18 protein-coding genes are annotated in these 15644 nt (G+C 70.4%); 16 read left to right on the plus strand and 2 right to left on the minus strand.

The window, feature by feature from the left end; translation table 11 throughout:
- Window positions 1–219, minus strand: a 219-nt coding sequence (locus ACXRVZ_RS26090; RefSeq protein WP_458233025.1) for a hypothetical protein, incomplete at its 3' end; no start/stop codon positions are given.
- 149 nt (window positions 220–368) lie between these two features.
- Here ACXRVZ_RS26090 and ACXRVZ_RS26095 point away from each other — a divergent pair.
- The 6 genes from ACXRVZ_RS26095 to ACXRVZ_RS26120 all read left to right on the plus strand — a co-directional run bounded on the left by ACXRVZ_RS26095 (window position 369) and on the right by ACXRVZ_RS26120 (window position 4419).
- Window positions 369–848 (plus strand): DUF1203 domain-containing protein, encoded by a 480-nt coding sequence (locus tag ACXRVZ_RS26095; RefSeq protein ID WP_457418473.1) that lies wholly within the window; start codon window positions 369–371, stop codon window positions 846–848.
- A gap of 111 nt (window positions 849–959) precedes the next feature.
- Window positions 960–2234 (plus strand): phospholipase D-like domain-containing protein, encoded by a 1275-nt coding sequence (locus ACXRVZ_RS26100; RefSeq protein ID WP_457418471.1) that lies wholly within the window; start codon window positions 960–962, stop codon window positions 2232–2234.
- 295 nt (window positions 2235–2529) lie between these two features.
- On the plus strand, window positions 2530–2742 hold the full coding sequence (locus ACXRVZ_RS26105) for a cold-shock protein (RefSeq protein ID WP_457418469.1): 213 nt from the start codon (window positions 2530–2532) through the stop codon (window positions 2740–2742).
- Window positions 2743–2818: 76 nt separating this feature from the next.
- A complete protein-coding gene (locus tag ACXRVZ_RS26110) occupies window positions 2819–3037 on the plus strand; it encodes a hypothetical protein (protein WP_458233026.1) in 219 nt (72 codons plus the stop codon).
- An 88-nt stretch (window positions 3038–3125) separates the two neighbouring features.
- Window positions 3126–3392: a translation initiation factor IF-1 gene (gene infA / locus ACXRVZ_RS26115; protein WP_457418465.1), complete on the plus strand. Its 267-nt coding sequence runs from the start codon at window positions 3126–3128 to the stop codon at window positions 3390–3392.
- Between the two features lie 148 nt (window positions 3393–3540).
- Window positions 3541–4419, plus strand: a complete 879-nt coding sequence (locus ACXRVZ_RS26120; protein WP_457418463.1) for an alpha/beta hydrolase — start codon at window positions 3541–3543, stop codon at window positions 4417–4419.
- Here the strand turns inward: ACXRVZ_RS26120 and ACXRVZ_RS26125 are convergent, their stop codons facing one another.
- Window positions 4420–5523 (minus strand): threonine aldolase family protein, encoded by a 1104-nt coding sequence (locus ACXRVZ_RS26125; protein WP_457418461.1) that lies wholly within the window; start codon window positions 5521–5523, stop codon window positions 4420–4422. It abuts the gene before it with no gap.
- 124 nt (window positions 5524–5647) lie between these two features.
- Between ACXRVZ_RS26125 and ACXRVZ_RS26130 the strand changes: the two genes are divergently transcribed.
- The 10 genes from ACXRVZ_RS26130 (at window position 5648) to ACXRVZ_RS26175 (ending at window position 15449) form a co-directional block, all read left to right on the plus strand.
- Window positions 5648–6322 carry a DUF3348 family protein gene (locus ACXRVZ_RS26130; RefSeq protein ID WP_457418459.1) on the plus strand — a complete coding sequence of 225 codons (675 nt, stop codon included), beginning with the start codon at window positions 5648–5650 and terminating at the stop codon, window positions 6320–6322.
- Entirely contained in the window at window positions 6322–8598 is a 2277-nt protein-coding gene (locus ACXRVZ_RS26135; protein ID WP_457418457.1) for a DUF802 domain-containing protein, read from the plus strand. Before ACXRVZ_RS26130 ends, ACXRVZ_RS26135 begins: the two co-directional genes overlap by 1 nt.
- Entirely contained in the window at window positions 8591–9244 is a 654-nt protein-coding gene (locus ACXRVZ_RS26140) for an OmpA family protein (RefSeq protein WP_457418455.1), read from the plus strand. The genes ACXRVZ_RS26135 and ACXRVZ_RS26140 overlap by 8 nt, the downstream gene beginning before the upstream one ends.
- Window positions 9244–9804 (plus strand): DUF2894 domain-containing protein, encoded by a 561-nt coding sequence (locus ACXRVZ_RS26145; protein ID WP_457418453.1) that lies wholly within the window; start codon window positions 9244–9246, stop codon window positions 9802–9804. The genes ACXRVZ_RS26140 and ACXRVZ_RS26145 overlap by 1 nt, the downstream gene beginning before the upstream one ends.
- A 271-nt stretch (window positions 9805–10075) precedes the next feature.
- A complete protein-coding gene (locus ACXRVZ_RS26150; protein ID WP_457418451.1) occupies window positions 10076–10912 on the plus strand; it encodes a pectate lyase in 837 nt (278 codons plus the stop codon).
- Entirely contained in the window at window positions 10909–11697 is a 789-nt protein-coding gene (locus tag ACXRVZ_RS26155) for a hypothetical protein (RefSeq protein WP_457418449.1), read from the plus strand. The genes ACXRVZ_RS26150 and ACXRVZ_RS26155 overlap by 4 nt, the downstream gene beginning before the upstream one ends.
- 146 nt (window positions 11698–11843) lie before the next feature.
- A complete protein-coding gene (locus ACXRVZ_RS26160; RefSeq protein ID WP_457418447.1) occupies window positions 11844–12491 on the plus strand; it encodes a glutathione S-transferase family protein in 648 nt (215 codons plus the stop codon).
- A gap of 103 nt (window positions 12492–12594) precedes the next feature.
- Window positions 12595–13539 (plus strand): N-acetylmuramoyl-L-alanine amidase, encoded by a 945-nt coding sequence (locus ACXRVZ_RS26165; RefSeq protein WP_457418445.1) that lies wholly within the window; start codon window positions 12595–12597, stop codon window positions 13537–13539.
- A 3-nt stretch (window positions 13540–13542) separates the two neighbouring features.
- Complete coding sequence (locus ACXRVZ_RS26170) at window positions 13543–14556, plus strand: ABC transporter permease (RefSeq protein ID WP_457418443.1); 1014 nt, start codon at window positions 13543–13545, stop codon at window positions 14554–14556.
- Window positions 14553–15449 (plus strand): ABC transporter permease subunit, encoded by an 897-nt coding sequence (locus ACXRVZ_RS26175; protein WP_457418442.1) that lies wholly within the window; start codon window positions 14553–14555, stop codon window positions 15447–15449. The genes ACXRVZ_RS26170 and ACXRVZ_RS26175 overlap by 4 nt, the downstream gene beginning before the upstream one ends.
- The last annotated feature ends 195 nt before the right edge of the window (window positions 15450–15644 follow it).

The raw sequence follows: 15644 nt of genomic DNA on the forward strand, positions 1-15644 counted from the left end.
GGCCGTGGTGACGGCTGGCGCGGCAACCCGGCCGGCCGCAGGGGCGACCAACGCGGCCGACGGCGCCGGGGCCACCGCAGGTGCAGCAGCTTCGGCCGGCTTGGCCGCCGGGCTGGCGGCCGCGGTAGGGGTGGCCGTGGCGCCGCCGAAATAGAGCGTGCCGAGGACGGCCAGCGCCGCCCCTGCCGCGCCGCCAATCACGAGGTCTTTGATGGTCATGTCTCTCCCTGGCCGCCAGCGGAAGCGGCGCGGCGCAGCATAAGGGCGCCGCAGCGGGCTTGCGCCGCCGAACTCGATGTCCGTTCCCGGCCAGCGCGCCTTCGCCTGCGCTGCTGCAATGCCGCCCATTCCGCCAACGAAAGGGGCCCATGCAAGCCGCACAAACCAAGTTCATCGTCCGAGGCATCCCCACCGAGCACGCCCAGGCGCTGCGGGCCGGCGGCACGGACGCCCACGGCCAGGCGCCGCTCACCGCCGTGGCCCAGGGCCTGGGCAACCCCTGCCGGCATTGCCTGCAGCTCATTGCCGAGGGCGACACCAAGCTCGTGCTGGCCTACCGGCCGTTCAGCGCGCCCCAGCCCTATGCCGAGACCGGGCCCATCTTTCTGCACCAGGCCGGCTGCGAGCGCTACGAGGCCGACGCCCTGCCCGCGTGGTTCGCCCACCTGGCGCCGGCGCTGGTGCGCGGCTACGGGGCCGATGACTGGATCGTCTACGAGACCGGCCGCGTGTTGCCGGGCGCCGAGCTGACCGACGCCTGCCTCGCCATCCTGGCCCGCGAGGACGTGGCCTATGTGCACGTCCGCTCCAGGTTCAACTGCTTTCAGTGCCGCGTGGAGCGCGCCTGACCCCGCTGCCGGCGATGACGCGGCACCGGCCTACGCCAGCCAGGCCCGGCGCTGCCTAGCATCTCCGCGGCCAGATAGGCGCAGGCGCAGAGCAACATCATGAAGGCGGCAATGACTTCCACTTGGGTCGTGATCCTGGCGACGGCAGCGGCGACGCTGCTCGGGGTGCTGCTGTTCCAGAACCTGTCGACCCACGAGACCAAGATCGACCAGAAGCTGCCCAAGCTCTACGAGACCGACGACGCGGAGTTCAAGCGTGCGCTGAGCTCGCTGCTGGGGCCGCCGCTGGTGGAGGGCAACGAGGTGGAAACGCTGCGCAACGGCGACGAGATCTTCCCGTCCATGCTCGCTGCCATCCGGTCGGCGCGAGCGACGGTGAACTTCGAGACCTACATCTACTGGTCGGGCAGCATCGGGCGGGAGTTCGTCGACGCGCTGACCGAGCGCGCCCGGGCAGGCGTGAAGGTGAACGTGCTCTTGGACTGGGTGGGCAGCATGAAGATGGACCAGTCGATGCTGGACGAGATGAAAGCCGCCGGCGTGGCCTGCGAGCGCTTCCACGAGCCGCGCTGGAACAACTGGGGCCGCATGAACAACCGCACCCACCGCAAGCTGCTCGTGGTCGACGGCCGCGTCGGCTTCACCGGCGGTGTGGGCATCGCCGACCAGTGGCGCGGCAACGCCCGCAACGAGACGGAATGGCGCGACACGCACTACCGCGTGGCCGGGCCGGTGGTGGCGCAGATGCAGTCTGTGTTCCTGGACAACTGGATGCGCGCCACCGGCGAGGTGCTGCATGGCGAGTCCTATTTCCCTGCGCTGAGGCCCGTGGGGCCGTATTCGGCGCAGATGTTCAGCAGTTCGCCGAGCGGGGGCAGCGAGAGCATGCAGCTGATGTACATGCTGTCCATCACGGCGGCGCGCAAGACCATAGACCTGGCCAACTCCTATTTCGTGCCGGACGAGCTGACGATCCAGACGCTGGTGGACGCGGCGCGCCGCGGCGTGAAGATCCGCGTGCTGACGCCGAGCGGCCACATCGACTCAGAGACGGTGCGCAAGGCCTCCCGCAGCAGCTGGGGCCCGATGCTGGAGGCCGGCATCGAGTTCGCCGAATACCAACCGACCATGTTCCATGTGAAGGGCCTGGTGGTGGACGGCATGTTCGCGTCGGTGGGGTCCACGAACTTCGACAACCGCTCGTTCCGGCTCAATGACGAGGCCAACCTGAACGTGCTGAACGCTGATTTCGGCCGGCAGCAGCAAGCCGTGTTCGAGGCGGACTGGGCCAAGGCTCGCCGCATCACGCTGGATGAGTGGCGGCAGCGCCCCTGGTCGGAGCGGCTATGGGAGATGCTGGCCAGGGCCTTGCGCACCCAGCTTTGAGCGCGGTCGCCCAGCGCCGCGGGGCGGTCTGCGATGACTTACTACCGGGGATGCGCACCTTGCGCAAGGCCCCGTCTGGCATAAGGTGGCACTTGGCGTGTAAAATCCCGCCATAGATTCGCACAAGACCGTTTTCTCAAGGTCTTATCTGCAGCCCCGCTGGCCATCCCCTGGCCCGTTCTCGCGAGCGGCTCGCTTCAGCAACTCCCGGTGAGTGTTCTTGAGTGTTTCTGTCTCCGCATGGCATGTTGCCGGCGGAGTGTTCTTCCATTCCAAAATCCCAAAAGGAAACACCATGACTACAGAAATCGGCACCGTGAAGTGGTTCGACGACGGCAAGGGCTTCGGCTTCATCACGCCTGACGGCGGCGGCAAGGACCTGTTCGCGCACCACAGCGAAATCAAGAACGCCGGCGGCTTCCGCTCGCTGGCCGAAGGCGCCAAGGTCGAATTCGAGACCAAGCAAGGCCCCAAGGGTCTGCAGGCCTCGAACATCAAGTCGCTCTGAGCGACAACGGGCGCCACCCGGCGCCCAAACCGCAGCGGCCGATACGGCCCGCTGCGGCGCAATCAAAAACAAGAACATGCAGAAGAACAACAATATTGAAGTGGGACGCTATGTCGTCTCCCCCATGACCCAGGCTCGCAACGGCGGCGGCTACGACGCCGTCGTGTCGATCCGGTCCGKCCAGGGTATGGCCAGCGTGGACCGCGTGATGCAATTCACGCCGTACTTTCACAGCTCGACGGCAGCCTTGCGCTACGCCCGGGCCGAAGGTCTGGCCTGGGCGCATTGCCACTGACCGCGCGCGGCCTTGACCGGCCGCAATCGTCGCCGGCACGGCCTCGTGCTCGGCCTCCCGTCTAATTTTCCGCAACGGAGCCCAACACTTGGCCAAAGAAGAACTGATCGAAATGCAGGGCGTTGTCCACGAAGTCCTGCCCGACTCGCGTTTTCGTGTGACGTTGACGAATGGCCACCAGGTCATCGCCTACACCGGCGGCAAGATGCGCAAGCATCACATCCGCATCCTGGCCGGCGACAACGTGTCGCTGGAGATGTCGCCCTATGACTTGAGCAAGGGCCGCATCACCTTCCGCCATCTGGAGCGCCGCTCCGGCCCGCCTCCCGGCGGCGGTGGTTCGGGTCGTAGGTAAGGCCTCGCGGCCTTTCAAGCCCTTCAGCCTTCGTTCAGCCCTTTGAACTCCAATTCATCGGGCCCCCAATCGGTCGCCACGGCATGCCCTGGCGGCCGATTGTTTTTGCGGGCCGCATCCAGCGCGCCGCGCGCGGCGTAGCTCGGCCATGAACCTGCCCAAGCTTGGCCTCGCCCTGCTCGCCGTGGTTGCACTGGCGGGCGTGCTGGTGGCCTGCGCGCCGGCGAAGGTGCTGAACGCGCTAGCGTCCAGCAACACGCACACGGTCAGCCACGGCGCGTCCTACGGTCCAGGCCCGCGCCAGTTGGTGGACGTGTACCGCCCGCGCCGCGCGGCGCCGCGTGGCGGCTGGCCGGTGGTGGTGTTCTTCTACGGCGGCTCCTGGAACCGCGGCGAGCGCGCCGACTTCGCCTTTGTCGGCGAGGCGCTGGCTTCGCGCGGCATCCTGACGATGGTGGCCGACTACCGCCTCTACCCGGAGGTGCGCTACCCCGAGTTCCTGAAGGACGGCGCTACGGCGCTGGCCTGGGCGCTGACCCACGCCGACCGGCTGGGCGGCAACCCGCAGCGCGTGTTCGTCATGGGCCACAGTGCCGGCGCCTACAACGCCGCCATGCTGGCGCTGGACCCGCGCTGGCTGAAGGCCACGGGCCACGCGCCGCGCGAGCTGGCCGGCTTTGTCGGCCTGGCCGGGCCCTACGACTTCCTGCCCATAGAGAACCCCGACGCGCAGCCGGTGTTCTTCCACCCCGACTACCCGCCCGGCACGCAGCCGTTGCAGCACGCCAGCCGGGGCGCGCCGCGCAGCTTTCTGGGTGCGGCCAGCACCGACAAGCTGGTGAACCCGCAGCGCAACAGCCAGGCCCTGGCCACCAGGCTGCAATCGCTGGGCGTGCCGGTGACGCTGAAGCTCTATGACCGCGCCAGCCATATGACCTTGATCGGCGCCTTCGGGGCGCCGCTGCGCTGGCTGGCGCCGGTGCTGGAAGACGTGGCGGCCTTCGTCAACGGGCCGCCGGGCGGCTGATCAGCCCACCGCGCGCCGCAGCGCGTTAACGGCCTCGTCGTTCGTCCAACCCTCGGCCGCGTCGCCGATGACCACCTCGACCATCGCGCCGCCTTCGATCAGGTGCGACGCCATCGCCCGCGCGCCCAGCCAGAAGCCGTCAGCGCGGGCCACGTCCAGCAGCGCCTCGCGCAGACGGCCGGGGTCGACGGGCAGGTGCAGCTGGAAGGCGTTGACCTGCGGCACCTCGGGCGCCACACGCCAGCCGGGTTGGGCGGCCAGCTGCCGCGCCAGCGCCTGGGCGCGTTCGCGGTACTCGGGCATGCACGGCAGCTGCGTGCGCAGGCCGTGCAGCGCGCTCAGTACGAAGGGGTGCAGCGTGAAGACATTGCCGGCCAAGCGGGTCTGCCAAGGGGCGGTGGCGGCGATGAAGTCCGCGCTGCCGGCCAGCACGCAGCCGGCCAGGCCGCCCAGGCCCTTGTAGAAGGACACGTAGATCGAATCGGCCAGCGCAGCGATCTCGGCCAGCGGGCGGCCGTAATGGGCCGCCGCCTCCCAGAGCCGGGCGCCGTCGAAATGCAGCGGCACGCCGCGCTCCTGGCACCAATGGCTGATGGCGCGCAGCTCGCTCCACTCGGGCAGCCGGTAGCCACCCCGGCGCAGCGGCAGCTCGACCGTGACGACGGCGGGCAGCTCGCCGCTTACCGCGCAGGCGTCGATGAGGGCGACGTTGAGCGGTGTGTCCGGGTAGCCGATGCGCAGCCCGCGCAGGCCCATCAATTTCTCGAAGGCCTCGGCCTCGTCAATAGCGATGTGGCTCTGCGGGTGCAGCGCTACCGGCCCGTCGACCTCGCCGCAATGCACGCGCAAGGCCGCCAGCTGCGCCGCCACGCCCTTGTGCATGAAGCGCGCGGCCGGCTTGCCCAGCAGCGCGGCCACCTCGGCCTCCAGCGCCTGGATGGCCTGGCCCTGGCCGTAGACGTCCAGCGGCAGCGCGGCCTCGGGCAGGTCGGCCAGCGCCAGCAGCGACTCGCGCATGGACCGCAGCGGCCGGTGGCCGTTCAGCCAGCGGGTGCAGCGGTTGCGCAGGTCGATGTCGGCGTCGGCAGAGGTGGGAGCGGGCATGCGTGGCGTCAGGGTTTGGGGGGTCGCGGAATTCTGCGCCGGCCACGCCGCAGGGCCTTGTTGATCGGGGTTCACTAAACTCTCGCCCTTTTTCCTCGCGCGCCCGCCAGGGCACGGCGCCTCCATGTCAGACACCACCACGCAGCCCCTCGCAGCCGAGCCCCTGGCCCGGTTGCTGCTGCAATGGGGCGTGGCGCCGGTGCCCATGGCCCCGGTGGCCGAGCGGCTGGGCGGCTGGCTGGGCTGGGCGGAGGCCATCGGCCTGTCGCAACTGCTGGCCACGGCGCCCACGGCCGAAAGCAACGCCACCGCCCGCCGCGAGGCCTGGGACTGGGCCGCCGCCGCGCTGGACCGCCTGGTGGCCGACCTGACCGCCGCCTTCGACGACGCGCTGCTGGCGCTTGACTCCGCCGAGCCTGCGCCCGAGGGCGTGCCGCTGGCCGACCTGCTGGCGCCCTACCGCCTGCACCACACCCAGCAGCAGCGCAGCATGGCCGCCCGCGTTGCCACGTTGCGTGAACGGCTGCGGCCCCGGCTGGCCGAGGCCTCGGGGCCGCTGACGCGCCTGGCGCAGCTGGACGCGGTGTTCGAGCGCGCCGTCGTCATGCAGGAGCGCCAGGCCCTCACCGGCCTGCCCGCGCTGCTGACCAAACGGGCCGAGGCCCACCACGCCGCCGACCCGCGCCGCTGGCGCCAACGCTTCTGGGCCGACCTGCAACGCGCGCTGCGGGCCGAGCTGGACCTTCGATTGCAACCGGTGCAAGGCCTCATCGAGGCCTTGCACCAAGCTGATTCCTGATGAACCGTTTCCTGAACGCCCTCTATCCCCTCGCCCTGGCCGCTGGCCTGGCGGGCATTGCCGGCGCCGCGCTGGCCGCCGCCCGCCACCACCCGGTGGCGCTGGCGATGACGCTGCTGATCGCGGCCTTCTTCGTGCTGGGTGCGCTGGAGCTGCAGGCCTTCCGCCGCGCCGGCCGCGAGCTGGACGCGGCGCTGAACGCAGAGCCGACCGAAGCCTGGGCCGGCACCGTGCCGACCACGCTTCGCGCCGCTGTGCAGCAGCGTCTGGACGGCCTGCGCGTGGCCCTGCCCGGCCTGTCGCTGGCGCCGGCGCTGGCCGGCCTGCTGGTGCTGCTGGGCATGCTGGGCACCTTCATCGGCATGGTCATCACGCTGAGCAGCACGGCCAGCGCGCTGGGCCAGACGGCCGACCTCGCCGCGCTGCGCAACGCCCTGGGCGCGCCGGTGCAGGGCCTGGGCCTGGCCTTCAGCGCCAGCGTGGCCGGCGTGACGGGCTCGGCCATGCTGGGCCTGATGGTGGCGCTGGCCCGCCGCGAGCGCGCCGCCGTGGCCGCCCGTCTGGACGTGGCCTTGCTGGGCCGCCTGCGCCCGCTGACGGCCGCGCACCGCCGCGCCGTCGAGCAGCAGGCCGCCGATGCTGCTGCTGCTGAGGTCGCGCGCACGAATCAGCTCGAACTCGTCGCCCAGCTGCAGAAGTTCGCGCAGCAGATGGCCGACCAGCTCGCCGCGCAGAACTCGCAATTCCACGGCGAGACGCACAAGGCCTACACCGCGCTGGCCGCCAGCGTCGACGGCACGCTGCGTACCAGCCTGGCCGAAAGCGTCGCTCAAGCCGGCGCCGCCATCCAGCCCGCCGCCGAGGCCGCGATGGCCGGCATCGCCCGTGAGGCTGCGGCCCTGCACGAGCGCGTGGGCACGCAAGTGGGCGAGCAGCTCACGGCCTTGAGCGCGCGCTTCGAGGCCGGCGCTGCTCAGATCGCGCAACAAAGCCAAGCCGCCGCTCGCGCGCAAGGCGAAGGCCTGGCCCAGCAACGTGAGGCCGCATTGAAGCTGCTGGCCGACACCGGCGCCGCGACGCAGCAGGCCGTCGACCGCCTGGGCGAGCGCTGGGCCGGCCAGGCGCAGGCGCTGCTGGCCGCGCAGGCCGAGGCCGACGCCGCCCGTGCCACCGCACTGCAATCCCAAGTCGACGCGCTGGCCCAGCAACGCGCCGCCGCCCAGCAGACCATGGCCGAGACCGCCGACCGCTTTGCCGCGCAGACGCAAACACTGCTGGACCGCGTGGCCGAGGCGCAGGCCCGCCAGCAGGCCGTCCACGCCGAGCAGGACGCACAACGCCGCGCCGAGGCGCGCACCGAAAGCGAAGCCCTGGCGCAGCAACGCGCCGCCAACGAACAATTGCTGGCCGCCAGCGGCGAACGTGCGCAGAACGTGCTGACCGAGCTGACCGCCGGCTTCGCCGCGCAGACGCAAGCCGCCATCGCCGCGCTGGCCGAGGCGCACCGCCAGCTGCAGGCGGCCCACGCGGCCAACGACGCCGAACGCCTGGCCGCCTGGCGCACCGAGCTGCAAGCAGCTGGCGCTGCCCAGCTGGCCCAGCAGCAGCAATTGGCCGACGGCGTGCTGCGCAACACGCGCGATCTCGTCGCCCAGAACGAGGCCCAGGCGCAGACGACGCTGACCGAGGCCGGTGCGCTATTGAAGGCCGCCGGCGAGGCACCGCGCGCGGCCGTGGAGGTGGTCGCCGCGCTGCGCGAGCAGCTGGCGCAAAGCCAGGCCCAGGACCGCGCCGCGCTGGCCGAGCGCGCAGAGCTCATGCAGACCGTCTCGACGCTGCTGGCCTCGCTGCAGCAGGCGGCCGGCGAGCAGCGCGCGGCCATCGACGCGCTGGTCGCCAGCTCGTCGTCCCAAGTGGATGCACTGGTGGGCAGTTCGGCGACCCAGCTCGAGGCCCTGGGCCAGCGCTTCACGGCACAGACCGACGCGACCGGCCAGGCACTCGCCGATGCCGCCACGACGATCGCCGCCAGCGCCGCCGAAATGGGCAGCCTGGGCGAGGGCTTTGGCGCGGCGGTGGAGCAATTCCAGGGCGCCAACGCGCAACTGGTGCAGCACCTGGCCACGCTGGAGGATCGCTTGAGCAGTGCGATGACGCGCAGCGACGAGCAACTGGGCTACTACGTGGCGCAGGCGCGCGAGGTCATCGACCTGTGCCTGGGCTCGCAGAAGGCCGTGCTGGACGCGCTGCAGACCACGGCGGCTGCAAATGGATGACCAGTTGGAGATGGAGCAGGAAGGCGTCGGCGCGCCCGCGTGGGCCGCGTTCGGCGACCTGATGGCCGGCGTGCTGGGGGCCTTCGTGCTGGTGCTGGCCGCCGCCCTGGTGGGCCAGCTGGACCTGGCCAACAAGCTGGAGGCCGAGGTAGCCCAGCGCCAGGCCGAGCAGGCCCGCCGCGAGGCGCTGGAGCGTGCGCTGGCCGGGCCTCTTGCCGATGGGCGCATCACCCTCGTTGAAGGCCGCATCGGCATCAGCGGCGCGGTGCTGTTCGCTATCGGCTCCGATCAACTGCACGCCGACGGCCGCGCGCTGATCAAGAGCCTGGCCGTGCCGCTGCGCACCTACCTCGCGCAGCGCGACGAGATCCTGATGGTCAGCGGCTTCACGGATGACCGCGGGCTGGTCACCGGCAAGGGCGCGCCGAAGTTCGCAGACAACTGGGAGCTGTCGGCGCAGCGCGCGCTCAACGTGGCGCGGGCGCTGATGGCCGAAGGCCTGCCGCCGGACGCCGTGTTCGCCGCCGCCTTCGGGCCGCAGCAGCCGGTGGCGTCCAACGACGAGGCCTCGGGCCGCGCGCTGAACCGCCGCGTCGAGATCGCGCCCACRCCACGGCCCAGGCGCGCCGCAGCGTCGGCCCCGTGATGAACGCCCTCGACGACCCGCAGGCCTGGCTGCAAGCGCAGCCGGCGGCCGACCCGGTCAGCCGCCGCGTGCTGGAGGGCCTGGCCCGCCGCGCCGCGCGGCAACCGCAGGGCGCGCTGCGCGAGCGCCTGGTGGCTCGCCTGGTGGAGCGCGCGCAGGCTCACGCATCCACGCCAGCCTCAACCCCAGCACTGTCGCCGCGCACCACCGCAGCGGCCAGCCCGCTGGCCGAGCTGGTGGCGCGCCTTCAGCCGGGCGCCGGGCCCGAACTGCGCAACGTGCAACTGCACCGCCGCACCTGGAGCGCCCTGCGCCTCACCCGCCGCATGGCCGAGGTCAGCGCGCCGGTGCCCGAGCACCTGGGCCCGCTGAACAGCCAGGTGCTGGTGAGCCGCGCGCTGCAGCAGCTGCAAGGCCTGTCGCCCGACTACCTGCAACGCCTGCTGACCCAGCTCGACACGCTGGCCGCGCTGGCGCCGCTGCAGGCCGCCGCCGAGGCGGAGAAGCCAGTGAAACCCACTCGACCAGCAGCGAAGAGGGCCGCGCCACGCAAGCGCTGACGCCACGCGGTTGCCCCGAAGCCTGAACCGGTCTCAGGCAAGCACCAATTGGAACAGCGTTCCAAAACAACGAAATTCCGTTTCGTTTGGTGCAAGACGCCGTTTTGGAAACCTCGGCCGTCAATGACTGACGGGCAGGAGCCGCTGTTCAACTCCCCCGCTTTGCCCTTGCCTGTTGGAATCCTCCAGGACTCGCTGTTGTTGCGCTGACGCCCCCGGCAGCCGCATCCCGCTGCTGCTGAAATCAAAAGCACAGAACTGGAGACAAGGAATGAACGGAACTTTGATGGCGCGCCGCCTGTGGCGCGGCTTTCTGGGCCTGGTACTCGTGGCCATGGCGGGCAGCGCCGCCGCCGCACCGGGCGTGCGCACGGTGCCGGCTTGCACCAAGGTCAACATCAGCGCCACCATCGACGTGCCCGCCGGCACGACCTGGGACGGCGTGGCCAAGTACGGCAAGTGGGTCTGCCTGGTGGGCACCGCCTCCAACATGAAGGGCACCCAGAGCGAGAGCCAGGTGCCGATGTTCAAGCTGAACAACGGCTCGACGGTGAAGAACGTCGTCATCGGCGACGGCTCGCTGGGCACCGGCACCAACCTGGCCGCCGGTGGTGCCGACGGCGTGCACTGCTACGGCGTCTGCAACATCACCAACGTCTACTGGGCCGACGTGGGCGAGGACGGCGCCACGGTGAAGAAGCTCAGCGGCGTGACCAGCAAGCTGACCATCAGTGGCGGCGCGGCGTTCAAGGCGGCCGACAAGCTGTTCCAGCACAACGGCGACGGCACGCTGGTCATCACCGACTTCTATGCCAACAACATCGGCAAGCTGGTGCGCTCCTGCGGCAATTGCTCGACGCAGTACGCCCGCAAGGTGACGGTGACCAGCGTGCGCCTGGGCACGGTCAACTCGGCCGGCATCGGCATCAACAGCAGCTACGACAGCAAGTCGGGCATCGCCGGCAAGTACGACGTGGCCACCATCACCGACCTGGTCTACAGCGGCTCCAAGGCCAAGTGCGAGGCCTTCGTCGGCACCGGCTCCGGCAATGAGCCGGTGAAGGACACCAACGCGAGCAACATCGCCCGCGCCTGCGTGTTCAAGTGAAGAACAACGCCCGCCAGCTTGCCTTGCTGCTGGCGGCGGCGGCCGGCCTGGGGGCGCTCGCCCTCGGGCGGCCGCCCGCCGAGCCAGCCCCGGCAGCAATGCCTCGGGCGGCGCCCGGCACGATCCTGCAGATGATCGGCCTGGCGGCGCCCACCGCTGGCGAGGCCGGTGCACCGATGCCGGACGCACCGCAGCTGACGCGCTGGATGGAACAGCGCGAGTTCCCGCAGGCCGTGCTGGCGCTGCAGCGCGCGCCGCTCGACGCCGACACCCGCGAGCGGCTGTTGCAACAGCTGCTGGCCCGCTGGGCCGAGGCCGCGCCGGAACAGGCCGCGCGCTGGGCGCTGAACACGCCTGGCCAGGCCCAACTGCTGGCACCGCTGCACGACCGCTGGCTGCAGCAGGACGCCCGCTCGGCCACCGTCTTTGCCAGCATGCTGCCCGCAGGCGCGCAACGCCAGGCCATGCTGGAGGAAGGCCTGCTGCGCTGGACGGCCCAGGACGGCACCGCCGCGCGCGACTGGCTGCGCTCCTATGCCCCCCAGCCCGAGCTGGACGAGGCCATCGCCCGGCACGCCAGCGGCGACGAACTGGCGCGAAATTCGCCCTTCGAGGCGATGGATCTGGTGGCCCGCATCGCCACGCCCGACCGCCGCTGGCAGGCCTGGCAGGCGCTGGCCCAGAGCCTGTACGACATAGATCCTGAGCGGGTGGCGTCGCTGCTGACCCAGGCGCCCGGGCTGCTGCCGGCTGAGCGGGCGCGGCTGCTCGACGAGCTGCGCTGAAGGCGGTCATCGCGCGTCGAAATCTGTCAGCAGCATGCCCTGCAAACGGTCCGCATCTGCGCTGATCGCCCAACGGAAGGGCTAACCTTTCGGTGCTCAGTCCGCGGGATGCCGCCACGACCTGCCCACACCACGACTGGACCGCCATGCAGCCCATCCTCTACTTCTCCCGCAACCCCAACCCGCGCCTGGCCGTTGCGGCGGCCAAGCACCTGGCCGCGCCGGTGACCTATGAGTTCGCCGCGCCGCTGGCGCCGGGCGAGGACGCCAGGTTCCGGCCGCTCAACCCGTCGCTGCGCCTGCCCATCCTCGTCGAGGCTGATGGCGGCTCGCTGTTCGAGGCCGACGCCATCGCCTGCCGGCTGTCGCAGCTGGTCGGCTCGGAGTTCTGGCGCACGGGAGCCGAGTTGCCGGACATGATCCGCTGGGTAAGCTGGGCGAGGGGCAACTTCATGCATGCCTGCGACATGGTGCATTTCGAGCGCGGCACCAAGCAGCGCTACAGCTTGGGTGCGCTGGACGAAGCGACCCTGGCGCAGGGCGTGGAACGCTTTCACGAGACCGCCGCCATCCTTGAGGCCCACCTGAGCCGCCAGGACTGGCTGCTCGCCAGTGGCCTCTCCTATGCCGACTTCCGCATGGGCGTCTTCCTGCCCTACAACGACGTGGCCCGGCTGCCGCTGGGCGACTATCCCGCTGTGGCCGCCTGGCATGCGCGGCTGATGGCGCTGCCGGCCTGGGCGGACCCCTTCGCGGGCCTGAGCGCGCCGGAGCTGCCGCCCATCCCGGGCTGAAGGCCCAGCCATCACCTGCCGGCATACCCGCTGCGATGTCGGTCATGGCATCGGCGGGTTGAGGAGCGGCCGGCGGCCTCGTGTGCGCTGCAACAATCCGGGCATGAAGTCCCTGTCCCGCGCCTTCACCGCCGCCGCCGCTGCCCTGCTGCTTGCCGCCTGCGCCAGCCCGCCCACGCCCACGCCGGCACCTGCCCGCGCCCCTGCCCCGGCCACCGCGCAAGCGCCCGCTGAAACGACGCAGGCACCGTCCACCGCCGTGCGCCCGCCGCGCATCGACCGCAGCTACACCTCGCAGAACCAGGACAGCCGGGCGCTGTACATCGTGCTGCACTACACCGTGCTGGACTGGGAGAAGTCGCTCAAGGTGCTGACGACCGGCGGCCAGGTGTCGGCCCACTACCTGGTGCGCGACAACCCGGTGGCCAGCTACGCCCTCGTCGACGAGAACCGCCGCGCCTGGCATGCCGGCGCCAGCTTCTGGGCCGGCAATACCAACCTGAACTCGGCCTCCATCGGCATCGAGATCGTCAACGCGGGCTTCGTGGATGGCCCCGGCGGCCGCGTCTACGCGCCCTTCCCGCAGGCGCAGATCGACGAGGTCATCGCGCTGGTGCGCGACATCCAGCAGCGCCATAACGTCAAGCCCGAGCGCATCATCGGCCACGCCGACATCGCCCCCGGCCGCAAGCAGGACCCCGGCCCGACCTTCCCCTGGAAGCAGTTCGCCGATGCCGGCCTCATCCCCTGGCCCGACGGCCCGCTGGTGATGGTGAAGATGCTGGAGCACGAGGTGGCGCCGCGCGACGTGGCCTGGCTGCAGGAGCGGCTGGCGCGCATCGGCTACAACGTGTCGCGCTCGGGGCAGATGGATACGTTGACCCGCGAAGTCGTCGCCACCTTCCAGATGAAGTACCGGCCGCGCGACATCTCTGGCACGGTCGACGCCGAGACGGCCGCGCTGATCGAGGTGGCGTCCACGCCGAGCGCGATGCGCGTGGCTGGCGCGGCCGAGGGCGAGACCCGCCCTTACACGTCTCGCTGGTAACGGATGCTCGCCTTCCTGCTCAAACGCCTGGCCACGCTGGTGCCGACATTGATCGGCATCACCCTGGTTGCGTTCGGCCTCATCCGCCTGGTGCCCGGCGACCCCATCGAGGTCATGATGGGCGAGCGCCGGCTGGACCCGGAGGCCCACGCCGCCCTCGTCAAGCGCATGGGCCTGGACCAGCCGCTGCCGGTGCAGTACGCGGACTACGTCGGCAAGCTGCTGCACGGCGACCTGGGCCAGAGCCTGGTGAGCCGCGAGCCGGTCGCCAAGGAGTTCAAGGCGCTGTTCCCGGCGACGGTCGAGCTGGCCACGGCAGCGCTGTTGTTCGCGGTCGTGCTGGGGCTGGTGCTGGGCGTCAGCGCGGGCTTGAAGCGCGGCTCGCTGCTGGACCAGGGGGTCATGGGGCTGGCGACTGTCGGCTACTCCATGCCGGTGTTCTGGTGGGGGCTGATCCTCATCATGTTCTTCTCGGTGCAATTGGGCTGGACGCCGGTGTCGGGCCGCATCGGCATTGAGTTCGACCCGATGCGGGTGACCGGCTTCATGCTCATCGATGCGGCGCTGTCTGACGAAGAAGGCGCTTTCAAGTCGGCGCTGATGCACCTGATCCTGCCCACCCTGGTGCTGGGCACGAGCACGCTGGCCGTGGTGGCGCGCATGACGCGCTCGTCGATGCTGGAAGTGCTGCGCGAGGACTATGTGCGCACGGCCCGCGCCAAGGGCTTGTCGCCGACGCGGGTGGTGGTCGTGCACGCGCTGCGCAATGCGCTGATTCCGGTGCTGACGGTGGTGGGCCTACAGACCGGCAGCCTGCTGGCCGGCGCGGTGCTGACCGAAACCATCTTCTCCTGGCCTGGCATCGGCAAGTGGCTGATCGACTCGATCGGGCGGCGCGACTACCCGGTCGTGCAGGCGGGAATCCTGATCTCGGCGTTGACGTTCATCGGGGTGAATCTGATCGTGGATGTGCTGTACGGGGTCGTGAATCCGCGTATCCGCGGAGGTGGGCATTGAGCGCCGTACTCGACAAGCCCCTCGAACCGCCCAGCCTGCTGCGCGAGTTCTGGCGGGGCTTCACCGCCAACCACGGCGCCTTCATCGCGTTGATCGTCTTCGCACTCATCGCCCTGGCCTCGCTGCTGGCGCCGCTGATCGCGCCGCACGACCCCATCGAGCAGTACCGCGACTTCATGCTGACGCCGCCGGTCTGGGCCGAGGGCGGCAACGCGCGCTTCCTGCTCGGCACCGACGAGCTGGGCCGCGACATGCTGAGCCGTTTGCTGCACGGCGGCCGGGTGTCGCTGGGCATAGGCCTRGCGTCCGTCCTCATGTCGCTGCTGCCGGGCGTGCTGCTCGGACTGCTGGCGGCGTTCTTCCAGCGCTTCCTGTCGCCGGCCATCATGCGGGTGATGGACATCGTGCTGGCGCTGCCGGCGCTGCTGCTGGCCATCTGCGTCATCACCATCCTGGGCCCTGGGCTCGTCAACACGGTCATCGCGATTGCCATCGGCGCGCTGCCTGGCTATGTACGGCTGACGCGCGCTGCGGCGCTGGCCGAGATCGGGCGCGACTACGTGACGGCCAGCCGCGTGGCGGGCGCGGGTGTGTGGCGGCTGATGTTCATCACGGTGTTGCCCAACTGCATGGCGCCGTTGATCGTCAACGCGACGTTGTCGTTTTCGTCGGCGATCCTGGAGACGGCCGGGCTGGGCTTCCTGGGCCTGGGCGTGCAGGCGCCGACGCCGGAGTGGGGAACGATGCTGTCGGCGGCGCGGGACTACATCACGCGGGCGTCGTGGGTGGTGACGCTGCCGGGGCTGACGATTCTGGTGACGGTGCTGGCGATCAACCTGATGGGGGATGGGTTGCGGGATGCGCTGGATCCGAAGTTGAAGAAGGTGGCGTGATGGAGCGTTGCACCTGCTTTGTGGCAAGGCCCAGCCGGGGTTTCGTCCCGGCGGCCGACCTACTTTTTGCGCCGCCAAAAAGTAGGCAAAAAGCTCTCCCCTGCAAAACCGCCCCTGTCGGGGTGCCCTGCGTGCCATGCCGCTTGCATGCGGCATGGCGTTCGTCAGGCGTCGCACAGCACGCAGGTGCTGTGC

Source organism: Roseateles sp. P5_E8, assembly GCF_054177665.1.

Bases quoted from the DNA above. Each gene is read 5' to 3' on its own strand.
- ACXRVZ_RS26130 (WP_457418459.1), top strand. From the start codon at position 5,648: ATGTCAGACACCACCACGCAGCCCCTCGCAGCCGAGCCCCTGGCCCGG.
- ACXRVZ_RS26145 (WP_457418453.1), top strand. From the start codon at position 9,244: ATGAACGCCCTCGACGACCCGCAGGCCTGGCTGCAAGCGCAGCCGGCG.
- ACXRVZ_RS26170 (WP_457418443.1), top strand. From the start codon at position 13,543: ATGCTCGCCTTCCTGCTCAAACGCCTGGCCACGCTGGTGCCGACATTG.
- ACXRVZ_RS26105 (WP_457418469.1), top strand. From the start codon at position 2,530: ATGACTACAGAAATCGGCACCGTGAAGTGGTTCGACGACGGCAAGGGC.
- ACXRVZ_RS26135 (WP_457418457.1), top strand. From the start codon at position 6,322: ATGAACCGTTTCCTGAACGCCCTCTATCCCCTCGCCCTGGCCGCTGGC.
- ACXRVZ_RS26160 (WP_457418447.1), top strand. From the start codon at position 11,844: ATGCAGCCCATCCTCTACTTCTCCCGCAACCCCAACCCGCGCCTGGCC.
- ACXRVZ_RS26150 (WP_457418451.1), top strand. From the start codon at position 10,076: ATGAACGGAACTTTGATGGCGCGCCGCCTGTGGCGCGGCTTTCTGGGC.
- ACXRVZ_RS26165 (WP_457418445.1), top strand. From the start codon at position 12,595: ATGAAGTCCCTGTCCCGCGCCTTCACCGCCGCCGCCGCTGCCCTGCTG.
- ACXRVZ_RS26125 (WP_457418461.1), bottom strand. From the start codon at position 5,523: ATGCCCGCTCCCACCTCTGCCGACGCCGACATCGACCTGCGCAACCGC.
- ACXRVZ_RS26100 (WP_457418471.1), top strand. From the start codon at position 960: ATGACTTCCACTTGGGTCGTGATCCTGGCGACGGCAGCGGCGACGCTG.
- ACXRVZ_RS26095 (WP_457418473.1), top strand. From the start codon at position 369: ATGCAAGCCGCACAAACCAAGTTCATCGTCCGAGGCATCCCCACCGAG.
- ACXRVZ_RS26120 (WP_457418463.1), top strand. From the start codon at position 3,541: ATGAACCTGCCCAAGCTTGGCCTCGCCCTGCTCGCCGTGGTTGCACTG.